Raw genomic sequence first — 15,420 nt, 5'->3', positions numbered from 1 at the left:
TTCATCGGTGCCTGGCAATTCGCTAAAACTGCTATTGATTAACTCAAACAAAACAAAGCTATGCTTTTGAATGCAATCCTCAAAGGTTTGCCTGTAAGATCATTTTACTTGATCTGTACCACTACCAGACATGCGATCATTACAGTAATGACAGCAATATTGCTGCATTGTACAATATCTTCTAATGCCCAGCAGGTAAACTTATCGGTGAAAGACGCCCCCTTGGAAACAGTCCTTAAAAAAATACAGCAACAAACAGGTTACCGGTTCGTGTATACCCAGGAACACATGAATCTGTCGCACAAGGTCTCTCTTTCTATCACAAACCTTTCGCTTGAAAAAACACTGGACGCGTGTTTTCAGGAGCAACCCCTTGAGTTTAGTGTGGAAGATGGGTACGTGATTATTCGTCCCAAACAAACCGGAACAGGTAGGCTTCCTGCAAAAGACAGTGTTATCGCGATAGATGGCCTGGTTGTTAACGAGAAAGGGGAGGCTATGGCGGCCGCAACCATTACCGTGGAAGAAACTCGGTTTGTAACGGTGACCAACAACCGTGGTGAATTTCATATATCAAATGTGCATCCTGACAATACGATCACGATCAGCAACGTAGGATACAATACGGTGCAGATGCCGGTCCGTGGTCAACGCTTTTTCCATGTGTTGCTGAAGTTAGCAGTCAATAGCCTTGACGAGACGGTCGTCATTGCCTACGGCACCACCACCCGACGTCTGAACACCGGTGCTGTAGGCAGGCTAACTGCTGACGATATCAGTAAACAACCTGTGTCCAACCCATTAGGCGCATTGGAGGGAAGAATCACGGGTTTGCACGTCTCTCAAACCAACGGGTTGCCGGGGTCAAATTTTACAGTGTTCATTCGTGGCGTCAATTCGATTCAAAGCGGTAATGCTCCTTTATATATCATTGACGGCATCCCCTTTTTAAATAACATCAACAGCTTTACACAAAGAAGCGGACTCGTTGCCAATAGCCCGTTCAACAATATCGATCCCTCCACTATTGAAAGCATTGAAGTACTCAAAGATGCCGATGCTACCGCGATTTATGGTAGCAGGGGAGCCAATGGCGTTATCCTCATTACCACCCGGAAAGCCAAAGAAGCAGGTACACATGTAAGCTTTAACTATACGCAAAGTTTTTCCCACGTTCGCAGTGCCATGCCCATGATGAATACACCCACTTATCTTGCCATGCGCCGGGAAGCCTTTGCCAATGACAAAGAAACCCCTGATGAGATCAACGCGCCGGACCTGCTTGTTTGGGACACCACCAGGTACACCGATTGGAAAAAAGTATTGATTGGCAAAACCAGTCACTCCGAAAATGGACAAATTCAGGTAAGCGGTGGCAATGCCAGCACAAAATTTGGTGTCGGCCTTGGCTACCTGCATGACGGAACCGTATTCCCAGGCGATTTTTATGACCAACGTGTCAATGGCAATTTCTTTGTCTCCCACCAGTCTTTAAATAAGAAGTTCAACCTAAGTGTCAACACCTCCTATACCAATGAGAAAACCCATTTGCCACAGCAGGATTTGACCAACTATATCAATTTGCCGCCCAATATGTACCCTCCTTTCGATTCACTCGGTAATTTGCAGTGGTCTGAAAAACCAGGGACAGTTTCCATTGGCAACCCTCTTGCAGTATTGCAACAGCCTTACAATACCGAAACTGACCGGTTTACCGCTTCAGGACAAATAGGGTATAAGATCATGAAGAACCTGTCGCTTAGGACCTCCCTGGGATATAACCAGTTTCTTTTTCATGAAACCTCATTGTATCCCATCTCTTCACAAGATCCGTCCTACGGCCCGCAAGGCAGCATGACTATGGGAAGCAGTGCTGAAAAGACATGGAATGTGGAACCCCAGCTGGAGTATACCAATGACAAAGTCGGCACAAAAGGAAAACTGTCTGTTTTGGTGGGCACCACTTTTCAGGCCAGCAACGATTATACGCAACTTGATAACGGGTATGGATATACGAATGATTTGTTGTTGGGCTCTCTTAAAGCCGCTCCCTATTTAACCGCCACCAACTCAACCAGTCAGTACCGTTACAACGCCCTTTTTGCAAGAGTGAATTATAATTGGTCAAACAGGTATTTGCTAAATGCCACGGGTAGAAGGGACGGATCCAGCAGGTTTGGACCGGGTAAGCAATTTGCCAATTTTGGTGCCATCGGTGCTGCCTGGATTTTTTCGGATGAACATTGGATACAGGCTGATTTGCCATTCCTTTCATTTGGAAAACTCCGAGGCAGTTATGGCATCACCGGCAATGATAAAATTGGTAATTATCAATACCTCGATTCTTATATGATCACCAATTATCCTTACCAAAGTTTGCCAGGCCTTCGGCCCGCGAGGTTATACAATCCGGGCTTTAGCTGGGAGAACAATCTGAAAAGCGAACTGGCACTGGAATTTGGATTTCTAAAGAACAGGATACTGTTCAATATTGCTTATTTCAGGAACAAAAGTACTAACCAGATCATCCAGTATAACCTGCCCGGGCAAACCGGTTTTACCGGTATCCTTATGAATTTTCCAGGTGTCGTTTCCAATAAAGGATGGGAGATGGAATTACAAACGGTCAATATTCATACGGCCAATTTTAGCTGGCGCACGGCTTTTAACATCACGGCCAACAAAAACAGCCTTGATGAATTCCCGGGGTTGGCATCTTCCAGTTATGCCAATACCTATAAAATAGGGCAGCCTTTGAACCTAAAGATCGGGTATCAATACCTGGGCGTGAATGCCCAAACGGGTCTCTACACGTTTAATGATTTGAATAAAGACGGTGTTTTGAATGACAAGGATTATGTTACCATCGGGACCACTGATCCGAAATTCTATGGCGGGTTACTAAATACGTTTCAATACAAAAACTGGCAGCTGGATATTCACTTTCAATTTGTAAAGCAAATGGGTATAGACCCCGTCTATAGTACGGGCATGGTGGCTGGTAGCATGTTTAACCAACCGGAACTATTGCTGAACAGGTGGCAACAGCCGGGCGATCATAAGCCTTACCAGCAATATACACAAAGCTTCATCAGTGAAGCGTCGGAAGCTGTCAATTATGTTCAGCAATCAACGGCTCTGTTAACGAACGCTTCTTTTGTGCGGTGTAAAAATATCGCGCTGCAATACAATTTTAAGGAGTCTGTTGTTAAACAACTAAAGCTCGCTAGTGCGCAAGCCTTTGTGCAGGCACAAAACCTGTTTACGTTGACAAAGTATAAAGGACTGGATCCTGAATCGCAAAGTACAGTAACCCTGCCGCCCTTGTTTACGATGGCAGCCGGTATTAAGTTATCATTATAAAAATTGCTCTATGAAAGTTATGTATATAGCATCGATCCTTATGGTGACATTGCTGTCAAACGCATGCAAAAAATTTGTAACTATTGACCCGCCCATCGACCAGGTTGTAAACCCTGAACCATTCACCAATGATGCTTCGGCTACATCCACTATTACCGGCATCTATAGTGAAATGATGAACAATGCGGGCCAGTTCTCAACAGCTTCCACTACTTTTTATGCCGGCATGTACGCAGATGAATTGTATTATTATTCGCCGGGGGTACAGGATGAATTTGTTGCAGGCGACCTTTCGCAGGTAAGTCATGATGTGATCAATAGCAATTTTTGGCAACCGATGTATAAGTACATCTATGCGGCCAACCTGGCGCTGGAACAATTGAGATTGTCAACCATGCTGACAGCGCCGGTTAAACAACGCCTTACCGGGGAGGCTTTGTTCATAAGAGTATTCTGCTATCATTACCTGACCAACTTGTTTGGCGATGTACCACTGGTGCTTGGTTCAGCATACACAGAAAATATGTCTTTGCCCCGGACACCGCAAGCTGCAGTGCTTGCTCGAATGTCGCAAGACATAGCAACAGCCATTGAACTGCTACCTGACGATTATCCGGAAGGGGATCGGACGAGGCCCAATAAATGGTCCGCCAAAGCCTTGCAATCAAGGATGGCCCTGTATGCAAAAGACTATACTAAAGCAGCCAGCGTTGCCGGTGAATTAATCAACAACAACTTGTTTGTATTGGAAGCAGATTGTAAAAATTCTTTTTTAAAAGCCAGTAAGGAGGCCATCTGGCAATTACAGCCTGTTCGTCCGAGTTACAATACGACAGAAGGTAATTTGATTTTGCCTGCTTCCAATGCCACGCAACCCTCCTACCTTGTTACCTCTTATTTGCTGAATGCGTTTCAGGTAGGAGATAAGAGAAAGGACGGGTGGCTCAATGCCAGGGTATATAACAATCGCACGTTGTACTACCCGTATAAATACAAAATAAGAATGAACCAAACAGTCTTTGAGTTCTATGTAGTAGAGCGTTTGGCGGAGCAGTATTTGATCAGGGCAGAGGCAAATACAAGGTTGGGAAATATCGCGGAAGCCATACAAGATATTAATGCCATCAGGACAAGAGCCGGTCTTCCTCCTACAACGGCCAGTGATGAGCAAAGTCTGATCAGTGCCATTGAACAGGAAAGAAGGATTGAACTTTGTTTTGAATGGGGACACCGTTGGTTTGATTTAAAAAGAACACGACAAACGGATGTGTTGGCACCCATAAAAACCGACTGGTCAGCGAAGGATACCCTTTGGCCCATTCCTATTCGTCAAATCAATTTAAACCCGGCACTTACGCAAAATTCAGGTTACTAGGTTCCATTCATTAAAAGTCAACATTTAAATTTCTACTTCTGTATGAAAACAGCATTGTATTGTCTATGCTTTATCAGCATGGCACTAAGTTCCTATTGCCAGTCTGTCAAAAAAAATGGCCTTGACATAGGAGACACCGTTCCCGATGTATTATTAAAAGAAAGTATTCAAAATAGTTTAACCAATGCCAGGCTATCCGATTATCGGGGAAGACTGGTGTTGCTGGATTTCTGGAGCACCGGCTGCATTGGTTGTATATTGGGCATGCCACAACTGGACACCTTGCAAAACCATTTCGGCAATAAAATAAAAACGATTATTGTTTGCAATGATAACCGCAAGCAGGTTGAACGAACCTTTAAAGGTTACAAGAAGAATTACCCGCAAACGCCTGTCGTCATAAATGATTCCGTTTTGAATAAAATGTTTCCGCACATGACAGTGCCGCATCATGTGTGGGTGGATCAGCAAGGGGTGGTAAGATTTATTACGTATGATCACAATGCCACTATCGAAAATGTACAGAAGTTTTTAAATAAGGAACCCTTGCATCTTTCCCTGCGTAAACAGATAACTGATTATGATAGTAAGGTACAGTTGTATAATGAAGGAAACGGAAGATGGAATGACAAGATTAAATACCACACGTTATTTGCGACCTATTTGGAAGGGGTGGAACATACCGATCAGCAACTGGAAGTTGATACAGCAACAAATTCACAAACCTTACGATTAATTAATTTTCCATATTATTATCTATTTCTGGTCGCCTATAATGGCACCTTTATGGACGGACCATTTTGGCGGCAAAATAGATGGGTGTTGGATGTAAAGGATACGGTGAATTTACTGCCGAATGTTGAGGTGGATAGTTTAGTGGACAAATGGAATAATTATGGGGTTGCCAGTTACGAAGCCGTCATACCAGGTACTGATACCAGGGAGTTGTTTAAAACGATGAGGAGGGATCTAAACACCTATTCTCCCTATACAGCCTGGGTGGAAAAGAGAAAAATAAAGTGCTACATTCTTTTCAATGATGGTCTAAAACCATCCACCTATAAAGGTAAAGATTCTGTTAGTGTGCAAGAAGCAAATGGGGCGCTGATGATTAAAAACTATACGGTTAAAAATTCGGTGTGGAATAATTTGGATGCTCAAAATATGTTTTCTCCTATGCCGGTGGTTGACGAGACAAATTATGCCGCAAAAGTCGATCTTAGTTTTTCGAAATGGTTGAACAATTTGGATGATCCCAAAGGTTTCCGGGAAGTGCAAAATGAACTCAAAAAAAATGGTTTAGGGATTAAGGTGGGTGAAAGAGAAATGGAGATGCTAATCATCAAAGACAAATAATGATAAAAAAATGGGCTCTGGCTTCATGAAGCTAAATAACCTTACCTATGTTAGTAGCAGCCAGTAGCCCATTTTGTCTTAGTTCTTCGTTTTTGGAGTATAGAATATAGTCAGATCCGGTTGACCGGAGCCATCATCCTGCGCCTGAACGCCACACCTATGCGCACCGCCCGGGCAAGGTAAAGTAGCTGTTCCATCAGTACCGTACAGTTGGTAGTGAGATGGATCATCTTTATTTGCATCATTTGGATAGTCCATATAGATCCAGTTGAGCACCGGTCCCCGGGTTGTCGCTGTTTTTAGGGTGAAGGAATTCAAAGTGATCGCTGTTACGAGGGCAATAACGCCCAGGAGATACTTTTTCATAATTAAAAAAATTAGGTTTAATGAATAGTGCCTACTATGTCACAGGTGTTCGGCTTTCCCTGCCCGAATGGTCGAGCTCGACGCATCCAGGGTATTGCAATGAGGTTTTGTGTTTGATCGTTGTATAGATAATCGCCAACAGGCAAATGCAATCATACAGCAGAATAGATTGAATAACAAATGTTGCTGCCATGTCATTGTACTGATCAGTCCACCGCAGGAGCAGGGTAGATGCTCCGCAAAGGCCAGCATGTAGCCGACATACAGGCTAAAGAGCAACATCAAAAAAGTGGCTAGTAAAAATCCCTTGCTTCTGTACATAGGTATGAAAAGCAATGCCGTGACTGCCAATTCCATCACGGGAATGCTAAGGCCAAGGATCGGTGCAAGCGGTTGCAATAAAATCGATTCGCGCAAGTTTTGGTAAAAGAGCCGCAAATGCATCAGCTTATCGATGGCTGTATAAGCGAATAGTAAAATAAATAATGCGCTGGTCAGGGATAAGATTATTTTACGCATATGGTATAATGTTACATTTTGTTGCTGATGTAAAATTGTTTATTCTATTTGATAATTTTTTGTAGAATGGATTTGCAAACGGGAATGAATTATATGCGATATTTATTTTCTTCGTAAAGAGGCAGGCGTAAATCCAAAGTATTTGCGGAATGCGGTGATGAAGTTCGTAACATCTCCATAGCCTGCTACTGCAGCGATGGCTTTCATAGGTTCATTGGTATCTGTAAGAAGTGATTTTGCGGTTTCCATCCGTGCATTGGTCAGGCATTCAAACAGTGTGGTGCCAAATGTTGCACGAAAACCCGCTTTTAAGGTGAATTCGTTCAGGCCCACCTTTTTAGCAATGTCAGGGATCGATACATGGTTTTTTATGTCAGCACGAATAATCGAACGGGCGGAATAGATGGCATCCAACTCCCTGGTGGTAAAACGATCGATGGAAGGTTTCTCTTTAAAAGTTTCTGAAAGCAGCGCCAACAGGTATTCTTTCGCCTTTGTTTCAAAATAGAGTTCCTGTACTTCATCAATGTAAGGGCATCGAAGGATATCTTGTATGATACCACTTGCCACTTTTCCTGCATACCTGCTTTTGCCAATGACATGTAACTGGTTAGTATATATCTTTTGTAACGCGTTTTGTAAAGAAATAAAATAAGGAATAAACCGGGCTATAAAATCAGCAGAGAACCATATTTCAAAATCATAATATTTTTTCCCTTTCTCAAATAAAAAAGTTGTTGGTGAATGGGCCGTGTGGAGGAATATGAATTGACTTTCCCGGATAACCATCTTGCCCAAATCTTTTATCGTGGCTTTAAAAGTTTCTCTTAATGAGGCAAACGCAAGTGTTCCTTCCGTATCACTTTGAATTTGCCAGTGGCCGGTTTCTTTAAAAGTAAATTGATTGTATTTAATGGTGAAGTGCTCCGAAACCCTTTCCTGCAGCACGATATAGCCAATATCACCCTGGTAATGGCAGACGTTCCCTCCAGGCAAAACCAATCCGGTAAAGTTTGGAGGTATTGCAGTTAATAGTGATAAGGTTCCATGTTGTGGTGAAGAAATTTGCACCATGCGTTAAAAAACAGTTTCAATAGATAAAGTGTTCTTGGAATGTACAATAATAAAAATATTTTTAAAAGTGTATGAGATAAAAGCGTCAATAGAGTATCTATTACAACCGAATTGACTTTGTAAAATACCTAGAGAGAAATTGATAATTATGCGAGCCTTTGGTGGGGTGCAGTGATAATTTAAAAGCGGCAATGATGGAACCGATGAAAATTGGCCACAAGCATAGATGAAATAATCCCTGGAAATATAATGGATATTAAAGCTGCGCCAATTCGTTTTCAGTCTACCAGCTAAAAATGTAATCTAAAATAATCTTGATTTTTGCAATGGGGTTACTTTGCATTCTGCGAACTACATAGGAAATGTATTATTTGCACTATGTAATAAATTGTATTGGATTCGTTAAGCACTTATGGAAACGCAACCATTGCTTTTATAACACCGGTTTCGGGGTCCAGCCAACTGGCGAAATTATCCTTTAATTCGTCAAATGAAATACGATGCGTGATGTAGGTTGCTGGTTTTACGAGGCCTTTTTTCATTGAATCGATTACATGTTCAAAATCTTGTCTTGTAGCATTTCGACTACCCATTAAAGTGGCTTCACGTTTGTGAAATTCAGGATGCGATATTGCCAGATCCCCCTTTTGAAGTCCTACCAACACATATCTTGCGCCATGTGCCATGTATTCAAATCCTGTATTGATGGCTCTCAAACTTCCCGTAGCATCGATCACAACGGTAGGCATATCGCCGTTAGTGATTTCTTTCAATCGCTCTACTACATTTTCTTTCCTACCATTGATCGTAAATTCAACGCCTAGGTTCTCTTTACAAAACGCCAGGCGATTATCGTTGATGTCCAACGCTATTACCTTTCCTCCGGCTATTCGGGCAAACTCCATCGTGCCCAGACCGATCGGCCCGGCTCCTACCACCAATACAAATTCACCGGGAGTAACATCAGCACGCCTTACTCCATGTGCACCGATAGCCAATGGTTCCACCAATGCCAACTCGTCGAAATTTAAACCTTCGCCATGGAGCAATGATTCTGAGGGAACAAGCAAATATTCCCGCATGCCCCCGTCCACATGCACTCCGCAAACATTGATCGCAGCACAGCAATTGGGCTTGCCCATTCTGCAGGCGATACATTTGCTACAATTGAAATATGGAATGAACGTTACGGCTTCACCGGTCTGAAATCCTGCTGCATCGCCACTGATATACTCAGCGCCCAGCTCGTGCCCCAGTATTCTTGGATAGGAAAAAAAAGGCTGTGTGCCCTCAAATGCATGCAGATCAGTACCGCAGATACCAATTCTTTTGATCCGTAGCAGCGAATATCCCTCTTTTACCTCAGGCATTGCTGCTGTTGCATATTCAAATGTTCCAGGAGTAACACAAACTAATGTTTTCATGGTGTGAAAATAGAAATTATGTGTTCGCGTTTATTCAAGTGGATTGTCAAATGATTCCGTTAATTTGGCTTTGAGTGTATGAATGACAGCATAATAACTTTTACTATTACGTAAGCGTTATTCTTTTTTGGTGTCTTCTTTTGTAGGGCGTCTTGGGAATTAAATGATGGACAATCAGGAGACGGACATTTTGAAGTATTCGTTACCTCTTCGCAAAGTTATTGTTCCGGTCCGGCGTACGAAAGTCTGCGCCTACGGTAAACCTTCTGCTGGCCACGGTTTGCACAAAAAAAATGCGTCCGTTTCAAATAATGATTGGCTGTTGTATTGTACTGTCCATTTTCCAGGGAAAGTATTTTTTTGCATTCGGTGCATACAACGCCATCACGGGCTATTTTCAAAATGTCAAATCATTTAAAAATGAGGAAACCAAACTCAAATCCATTCTATTCGGCGGCGTTGCCCAACAAAGAGCGCAGAGAGCTTTTGACCTGTGCGCAGCATTTATGCAACACGGTAAATCTGCTTTGTACCTGAATTGATCTGAACCATTTCTTCTGATAAAGTTATGCAGCCGCCAGGCAGTATGACTTTTTTTATGTTGGTCGCTTTTCTTTTCAAACGCCAAAAGAAAAGCCTGGCAAAAGAAAAAGCTGGTGCCAGATGGTAACCGTTGGTTGGATCTTTTTTTTTGAAAAGAAGTGATGCATCAATTATTCCAAAATTTCGGCTTTGCCTGGGAAAGGCTTGCAAGGAACTACGGCATAAAAGCAATGGCTTTCGCACAAGGCTTTCCTTTATTCCGTTCCTCCTTGCGCCGTTCCGGCTCCAGCCGGTGAGGCTTCCATAATTTTTTTTCACTTTAAAATCATGAATTATGGAAAAGCTAATCAGCTCATCAGACTGGATGAAGGTCACAGAAGTTGAACTCGTGTACAAATCAAAAATCAAAGCATCTGAACGACCCTCCATTCATACCTCTAAAGATGCCCATGTATTACTCATGTCCATTTGGGATATGAATACCATTGAACTCACTGAGCATTTTAAAGTGCTCTTCCTGAACCAATCGGGTCGGGTGCTGGGTGTATATCATCTTTCATCCGGTGGCGTGACAGCCACAGTGGTCGATCCAAAGATCGTTTTCTGCGCTGCGCTCAAAGCCTGCGCTTGTTCTCTAGTGATTGCTCATAATCACCCATCCGGTTCCTTAAAAATAAGTAAGGCGGATGAAGTCCTAACTGGTCGCTTGAAGGAAGCGGGCCGTTTGCTCGATATCAAGCTGCTGGATCATTTGATCATTACGGCAGAAAGCTATTGTTCATTTGCTGATGAGGGTTTGTTGTAAACAACCCTTTTTTTATGCATCGCGAAGCAACAATCCGGATCAATTTCAGATAAGCGCTCTTTAATTTTTGGACTGTAAGGATTGAAGATTTTGATACATATCAGTTAGCCCTGCCTTGTCCAGCATTTCATGAATAATACCGGAAAGATCGGTCTGTCCATCTTTTTGCAACGCTTGTAAAAGACTGCTTGTTTCCCCTTCCTTTAACTGTTGTCCTTGTTCTAGTAATTTAACCAGTAACAACACATTTTTTCGGGTCATGTTGAAGGAAAGTTTTACATGGTCCTGCATCCCAGGTGAACTAATGATCGTTTGATAAATGCTGGTAATTTCTTTGTCTGATAACATGGTGTTTTATTTTTTAATTGACATAAAATTTTGACACTTTAAAATTAGCAGCTACTGTTTTTAAATACCGTGATTGGCCTGTTGGCAATTCCGACAGGTATTATTTATTTCCCCGGCTACTTTTAATTTAGCAACGGGTCTTTATTGATGAGCTATACAAATGGTTTTTGAGTGGCTATTTTTTAGCATGGATAGCATGTCTTTTTACTTCTCAGAAAATGTTATTAACGGACAAGAATACATTTTTGGTGTGGGAGGACGATGATCTGAACAATTGGCAGGCACTCGTACAGATCTAATTGATGGAAGAAGATCGAGGAGTGGCTGAACAAAAGAATTTGCTGAGGGAGCCTGCTGCTCCGCACCCTGTAAAATGTCCCGTTGTATGACAACGGGCGATTTTACCCGCTTTTACTCCGGAGTCGTTGCGGGTTATTGGATGATTTTATAGAAGCATTTTTTATTTGTAACTGTGAAAATGAAAGGCGATGAATGATAATAATGATAACCGTACAAAGTTCTTGCAGGTAAGATTGACGGAGAAAGAATACAAGCTGGTGACAGAAAAATTTTCGCAATCTGTCTATAGAAAATGGAGCGAATTTCTGCGGAAAAAATTACTGGATAAACCGGTTGCTGTCTATACAAGAAATCAATCTTTGGATGAGTTTATGCGGGAGATGATTGTTCTTCGAAAAGAGCTCAATGCTATTGGAAATAATTATAACCAAGTAGTGAAAAGATTGCACACATTGTCTGAAATAAAAGAGATTTTTTATTGGTTGAATGAACACGAAGCCGCCTTTCAATTGCTGATCAAAAAAACGAACGAAATCAATTCAAAAATTGCCCAAATCAGTGATCAATGGTTGCAGTAATTAAAACCGCCGCAGGTGTAACAAATGCGATTCATTACAATGAAAACAAATTGAAGCAAGGAACAGCACTACTGATCCATAGTAGCAACTTTGCAAAGACCACTGAACATCTTGGATTTACAGATAAGCTACGCACCCTCGAAAAGCTTATGGCCCTAAATGAAAGAACTAAATTAAACGGGGTACATATCTCCCTGAATTTTGATCCGTCGGAAAAAATATTGGTCCCGCAATTACAGAAGATAGCTGACAGCTATATGCAGCAAATAGGATTTGGTAATCAGCCTTATCTCGTGTACCAACATCATGATGCCGGACACCCGCATATTCACATCGTGACCACGAATATTCAATGGGACGGAACACGCATAAAAATGCAGAACATCGGTCGCAACCAGTCAGAGAAAGCAAGGTTGCAGATCGAACGGGATTTTGGACTCGTAAAAGCACAATCCAAACAAAAGCAGGCGGAGATGATCAAGCCGGTTAATGTGCAGAAAGTGCAGTATGGAAAATCAGATACACGCAGGGCAATCACCAGCGTATTGGATGCGGTCTTGCCGGTGTACAAATATGCTTCTCTACCTGAACTTAACGCCGTGTTGAAATTATACAATATCAAAGCTGATAGAGGAGCCGAGCATTCCAGGCTGTTTGATAACCGAGGCTTGCTGTACCGGGTATTAACTAACAAAGGAGAATACGCGGGTATTCCTATAAAAGCCAGCCAGATCTATAATAAACCCACGCTTGATTATTTAGAGCATCGCTTCGTGGAGAATCAACAGTCAAAACAGGGGCATCAAGTGCGTGTTAAAAATGCGATCGATCTTTATTTTAAAACCAACCGGACTCATTCAATGGATGACCTCATGCAAACCTTGCAAAAAGGAGGCATCCATATCATCCTTCGTCAAAATGAATCAGGAATGATATATGGCATCACTTACGTTGACCACCATACGAAATGTGTTTTTAATGGCAGTGACCTAGGCAAAGCCTATAGCGCCAAACAGGTACAGGAACGATGTGATCCGTTTGCGCACTTGCATTCCGAAGACGCTCCTCAATTAAAACATGCAAATGAAAAAATAAATCCAAATGCAACGGCCATCCAGGGCGAAATAAAAGAGCAGGCAGTTGCTATAAGTTTGAAAGAAATCACCAACGCGTTGTTGACCATTGAGCAGGAGTTAGGACTGGCTGCGGAATTAAAGTCGGAAGAAGCTCGCAGGAAAAAGAAAAAATTACGTCACTCTTAAATTGAAATATTATGCGTACCGGGGAGAATGAGCAGGGTTTGAAAAAGGTTATTGATCTTACCAGGATGATCAGTATAGTGATCCTGCTGATCCATTGCTATTATTTTGGGTATGCAGGATTTAAACAGATAGGCTGGGTGAGTGTTTTCTCCGACCATCTGTTACAAAACATTGGTCACATCAAATGGATGAACAGTTTCACCCTTTCAAAAACGGTCGCACTTGGCTTTTTGTTATTGTCAGTTCTTGGCGTAAAAGGCAAAAAAGAAGAGCGCTATGATCTTGGCTCCTCGTTGATATATCTTCTAATGGGATTGTTAATATACTTTGCGAGCGGACTGCTTTTTTATCTTCACGAATCTACAGCTTTGCAGATCGTAATGGCTTATACAACTGCGGTATTCAGCGGCTTCTTATTGGTTATAACTGGTAGCGCGGGCATTGCGCGCATCATCAAAGTGAAATTGAATACGGATACTTTTAATACGGCACAGGAAACATTCCCCCAGGAAGAAAGGCTACTGGCCAATGATCATTCTATAAATCTCCGTGCCCATTACAAATGGAAAGGAGAAACGAGGGCATCCTGGATCAATATCATCAATCCCATGCGAGGGTTGTTGATCGTCGGAAGTCCCGGTGCCGGTAAATCTTATTTCATCATTGAGCAAATAATTGAACAGCACATCAAAAAGGGATTCTGCCTGTTCATTTATGATTTTAAATTTGATGATCTTACCCGGGTGGCCCACGATTGGTTCTGCAGGTACAAACATATTTATCCTGCAAACGCGGCTTTCTACACCATTAATTTTGATCAGCCACAATACCGTTGTAATCCGCTTGATCCTGCCGGCATGAAAGATATTACGGATGCCATCGATGCGGCCAGGGTATTGATGTTGGGACTAAACCGTTCCTGGCTAAAAAAGCAGGGAGAGTTTTTCGTGGAATCACCCATCAATTTTGTTACCGCACTTATCTGGTTCCTACGCAAATACCAGGATGGGGTTTATTGTACATTGCCGCATGTAATTGAACTCATGCAAACGGAAGTAAAACAATTACTGACCATTCTTCGAACGGAACCTGAAATAAGCGCACTCATCAATCCTTTTATCAGCGCCTTTGAGACCAAATCATTTGAGCAATTGGAAGGGCAGCTGGACGCAGCAAAAATTTCGCTGGCAAGGTTGGCGTCACCGTCCCTGTATTACGTTTTGTCCGGCAATGATTTTACACTCGATATAAATAATCCCGCTGCACCTAAAATTGTTACCCTTGCCAATAATCCTCAAAAACAGGAGGTGTATGGTCCCGTGCTTTCCTTATATGTAACACGCATGTCCAAAATGGTAAATAAAAAAGATCAACTAAAAATGAACGTGATCATTGATGAATTCCCTACCATCATCTTGCTCAATTTTGACAACCTTATTGCCACCGGAAGGTCTAACAAAATAGCCACTACCATTGCCATCCAGGATGCCAGTCAATTGAAACTGCATTATGGCAGGGAATGGGCAGAAGTGATCACAAATATTTGTGGAAATATTATTGTTGGCCAAACACGTGGTGAGCTGGCTAAAGCGGTTTCAGAAATGATAGGGAAGACATTGCAGGAAAGAGAAAGTATTTCGGTGAATAGCAATGACAGCTCCATTTCAAAATCAAGGCAATTGGAATCGGTGGTACCGGTCAGCACCATTGCCAATTTATCATCCGGTGAATTTGTAGGGATGGTAGCGGATAATCCTGATCAACCAATTGTTTTGAAGGCGTTTCATGCGAAAATTGGAAGGATCAATGAGCACCGACAAAAGCAATCCTCTCCATTTCAAACAGCCGGTATTTCTCAAAAAGAATTGACTGTATGTTTTGAGCTAATTCAACTTGATATAAAACAACTGGTAGAGGAGTTGATGAATGATATTTTAAATGATCCGGCAAAAGAGTTTTTAGTTGTTCGGTAATATCTAGGAAGGACCTGGATGCTTTGGTTCTAGAGGTAGATGCAGTGAAACCTCTTTGATCCTGAATGGCACTTGTCCTTCAATCACTTAAGGTATCTTATCACATGGCTGATTTTTAAGTTTTATTTCTTTCC

The 15,420-nt window shown here is 42.1% G+C and carries 13 protein-coding genes; 8 read left to right on the top strand and 5 right to left on the bottom strand.

The annotated features are described in order from the left end of the window. Positions 1 to 60 precede the first annotated feature (60 nt). From KTO63_RS16550 to KTO63_RS16540, 3 genes are read left to right on the top strand one after another with little or no spacing between them, the layout of a single operon-like run. Positions 61 to 3,363 (top strand): SusC/RagA family TonB-linked outer membrane protein, encoded by a 3,303-nt coding sequence (locus KTO63_RS16550; protein ID WP_217792499.1) that lies wholly within the window; start codon positions 61 to 63, stop codon positions 3,361 to 3,363. A gap of 10 nt (positions 3,364 to 3,373) precedes the next feature. Next, positions 3,374 to 4,738 (top strand): RagB/SusD family nutrient uptake outer membrane protein, encoded by a 1,365-nt coding sequence (locus tag KTO63_RS16545; protein ID WP_217792498.1) that lies wholly within the window; start codon positions 3,374 to 3,376, stop codon positions 4,736 to 4,738. 42 nt (positions 4,739 to 4,780) lie between these two features. After that, the gene (locus tag KTO63_RS16540) at positions 4,781 to 6,094 is read left to right on the top strand and encodes a TlpA family protein disulfide reductase (RefSeq protein ID WP_217792497.1); all 1,314 of its coding nucleotides are present in this window, start codon (positions 4,781 to 4,783) and stop codon (positions 6,092 to 6,094) included. A 78-nt stretch (positions 6,095 to 6,172) separates the two neighbouring features. On the opposite strand, the gene KTO63_RS16535 is transcribed toward KTO63_RS16540, so the two are convergent. The 4 genes from KTO63_RS16535 to KTO63_RS16520 form a co-directional block, all read right to left on the bottom strand. Continuing rightward, positions 6,173 to 6,460, bottom strand: coding sequence for a hypothetical protein (locus tag KTO63_RS16535; RefSeq protein ID WP_217792496.1), 288 nt, complete (start codon positions 6,458 to 6,460; stop codon positions 6,173 to 6,175). Positions 6,461 to 6,499: 39 nt separating this feature from the next. Next, on the bottom strand, positions 6,500 to 6,979 hold the full coding sequence (locus KTO63_RS16530) for a MauE/DoxX family redox-associated membrane protein (protein WP_217792495.1): 480 nt from the start codon (positions 6,977 to 6,979) through the stop codon (positions 6,500 to 6,502). Positions 6,980 to 7,081: 102 nt separating this feature from the next. After that, entirely contained in the window at positions 7,082 to 8,053 is a 972-nt protein-coding gene (locus KTO63_RS16525) for a helix-turn-helix transcriptional regulator (RefSeq protein WP_217792494.1), read from the bottom strand. A 410-nt stretch (positions 8,054 to 8,463) separates the two neighbouring features. After that, positions 8,464 to 9,477 (bottom strand): zinc-binding alcohol dehydrogenase family protein, encoded by a 1,014-nt coding sequence (locus tag KTO63_RS16520; RefSeq protein WP_217792493.1) that lies wholly within the window; start codon positions 9,475 to 9,477, stop codon positions 8,464 to 8,466. A 293-nt stretch (positions 9,478 to 9,770) separates the two neighbouring features. On the opposite strand from KTO63_RS16520, the gene KTO63_RS16515 reads away from it, so the two are divergent. Both KTO63_RS16515 and KTO63_RS16510 read left to right on the top strand, forming a co-directional pair. Then, a complete protein-coding gene (locus KTO63_RS16515) occupies positions 9,771 to 10,019 on the top strand; it encodes a DUF945 domain-containing protein (protein ID WP_217792492.1) in 249 nt (82 codons plus the stop codon). A 335-nt stretch (positions 10,020 to 10,354) separates the two neighbouring features. Continuing rightward, positions 10,355 to 10,825, top strand: coding sequence for a JAB domain-containing protein (locus KTO63_RS16510; RefSeq protein ID WP_217792491.1), 471 nt, complete (start codon positions 10,355 to 10,357; stop codon positions 10,823 to 10,825). Between the two features lie 60 nt (positions 10,826 to 10,885). On the opposite strand, the gene KTO63_RS16505 is transcribed toward KTO63_RS16510, so the two are convergent. Then, entirely contained in the window at positions 10,886 to 11,173 is a 288-nt protein-coding gene (locus tag KTO63_RS16505) for a hypothetical protein (protein ID WP_217792490.1), read from the bottom strand. 488 nt (positions 11,174 to 11,661) lie between these two features. On the opposite strand from KTO63_RS16505, the gene KTO63_RS16500 reads away from it, so the two are divergent. From KTO63_RS16500 to mobC, 3 genes are read left to right on the top strand one after another with little or no spacing between them, the layout of a single operon-like run. Next, entirely contained in the window at positions 11,662 to 12,051 is a 390-nt protein-coding gene (locus KTO63_RS16500) for a plasmid mobilization protein (protein ID WP_217792489.1), read from the top strand. Beyond that, the gene (locus KTO63_RS16495; RefSeq protein ID WP_217792488.1) at positions 12,039 to 13,313 is read left to right on the top strand and encodes a relaxase/mobilization nuclease domain-containing protein; all 1,275 of its coding nucleotides are present in this window, start codon (positions 12,039 to 12,041) and stop codon (positions 13,311 to 13,313) included. The genes KTO63_RS16500 and KTO63_RS16495 overlap by 13 nt, the downstream gene beginning before the upstream one ends. Positions 13,314 to 13,324: 11 nt before the next feature. After that, the gene (gene mobC / locus KTO63_RS16490; protein ID WP_217792487.1) at positions 13,325 to 15,286 is read left to right on the top strand and encodes a conjugal transfer protein MobC; all 1,962 of its coding nucleotides are present in this window, start codon (positions 13,325 to 13,327) and stop codon (positions 15,284 to 15,286) included. Positions 15,287 to 15,420 lie beyond the last annotated feature (134 nt).

It is taken from the genome of Pinibacter aurantiacus (assembly GCF_019130065.1).
Taxonomy (GTDB): domain Bacteria; phylum Bacteroidota; class Bacteroidia; order Chitinophagales; family Chitinophagaceae; genus Pinibacter; species Pinibacter aurantiacus.
This window is presented reverse-complemented; position numbering and strand designations above follow the sequence as displayed.

Coding starts and splice junctions, on each gene's coding strand:
- KTO63_RS16530 (WP_217792495.1), bottom strand. CDS start 6,979: ATGCGTAAAATAATCTTATCCCTGACCAGCGCATTATTTATTTTACTA.
- KTO63_RS16540 (WP_217792497.1), top strand. CDS start 4,781: ATGAAAACAGCATTGTATTGTCTATGCTTTATCAGCATGGCACTAAGT.
- KTO63_RS16535 (WP_217792496.1), bottom strand. CDS start 6,460: ATGAAAAAGTATCTCCTGGGCGTTATTGCCCTCGTAACAGCGATCACT.
- KTO63_RS16515 (WP_217792492.1), top strand. CDS start 9,771: ATGCGTCCGTTTCAAATAATGATTGGCTGTTGTATTGTACTGTCCATT.
- KTO63_RS16510 (WP_217792491.1), top strand. CDS start 10,355: ATGGAAAAGCTAATCAGCTCATCAGACTGGATGAAGGTCACAGAAGTT.
- mobC (WP_217792487.1), top strand. CDS start 13,325: ATGCGTACCGGGGAGAATGAGCAGGGTTTGAAAAAGGTTATTGATCTT.
- KTO63_RS16545 (WP_217792498.1), top strand. CDS start 3,374: ATGAAAGTTATGTATATAGCATCGATCCTTATGGTGACATTGCTGTCA.
- KTO63_RS16520 (WP_217792493.1), bottom strand. CDS start 9,477: ATGAAAACATTAGTTTGTGTTACTCCTGGAACATTTGAATATGCAACA.
- KTO63_RS16550 (WP_217792499.1), top strand. CDS start 61: ATGCTTTTGAATGCAATCCTCAAAGGTTTGCCTGTAAGATCATTTTAC.
- KTO63_RS16495 (WP_217792488.1), top strand. CDS start 12,039: ATGGTTGCAGTAATTAAAACCGCCGCAGGTGTAACAAATGCGATTCAT.
- KTO63_RS16525 (WP_217792494.1), bottom strand. CDS start 8,053: ATGGTGCAAATTTCTTCACCACAACATGGAACCTTATCACTATTAACT.
- KTO63_RS16500 (WP_217792489.1), top strand. CDS start 11,662: ATGAATGATAATAATGATAACCGTACAAAGTTCTTGCAGGTAAGATTG.
- KTO63_RS16505 (WP_217792490.1), bottom strand. CDS start 11,173: ATGTTATCAGACAAAGAAATTACCAGCATTTATCAAACGATCATTAGT.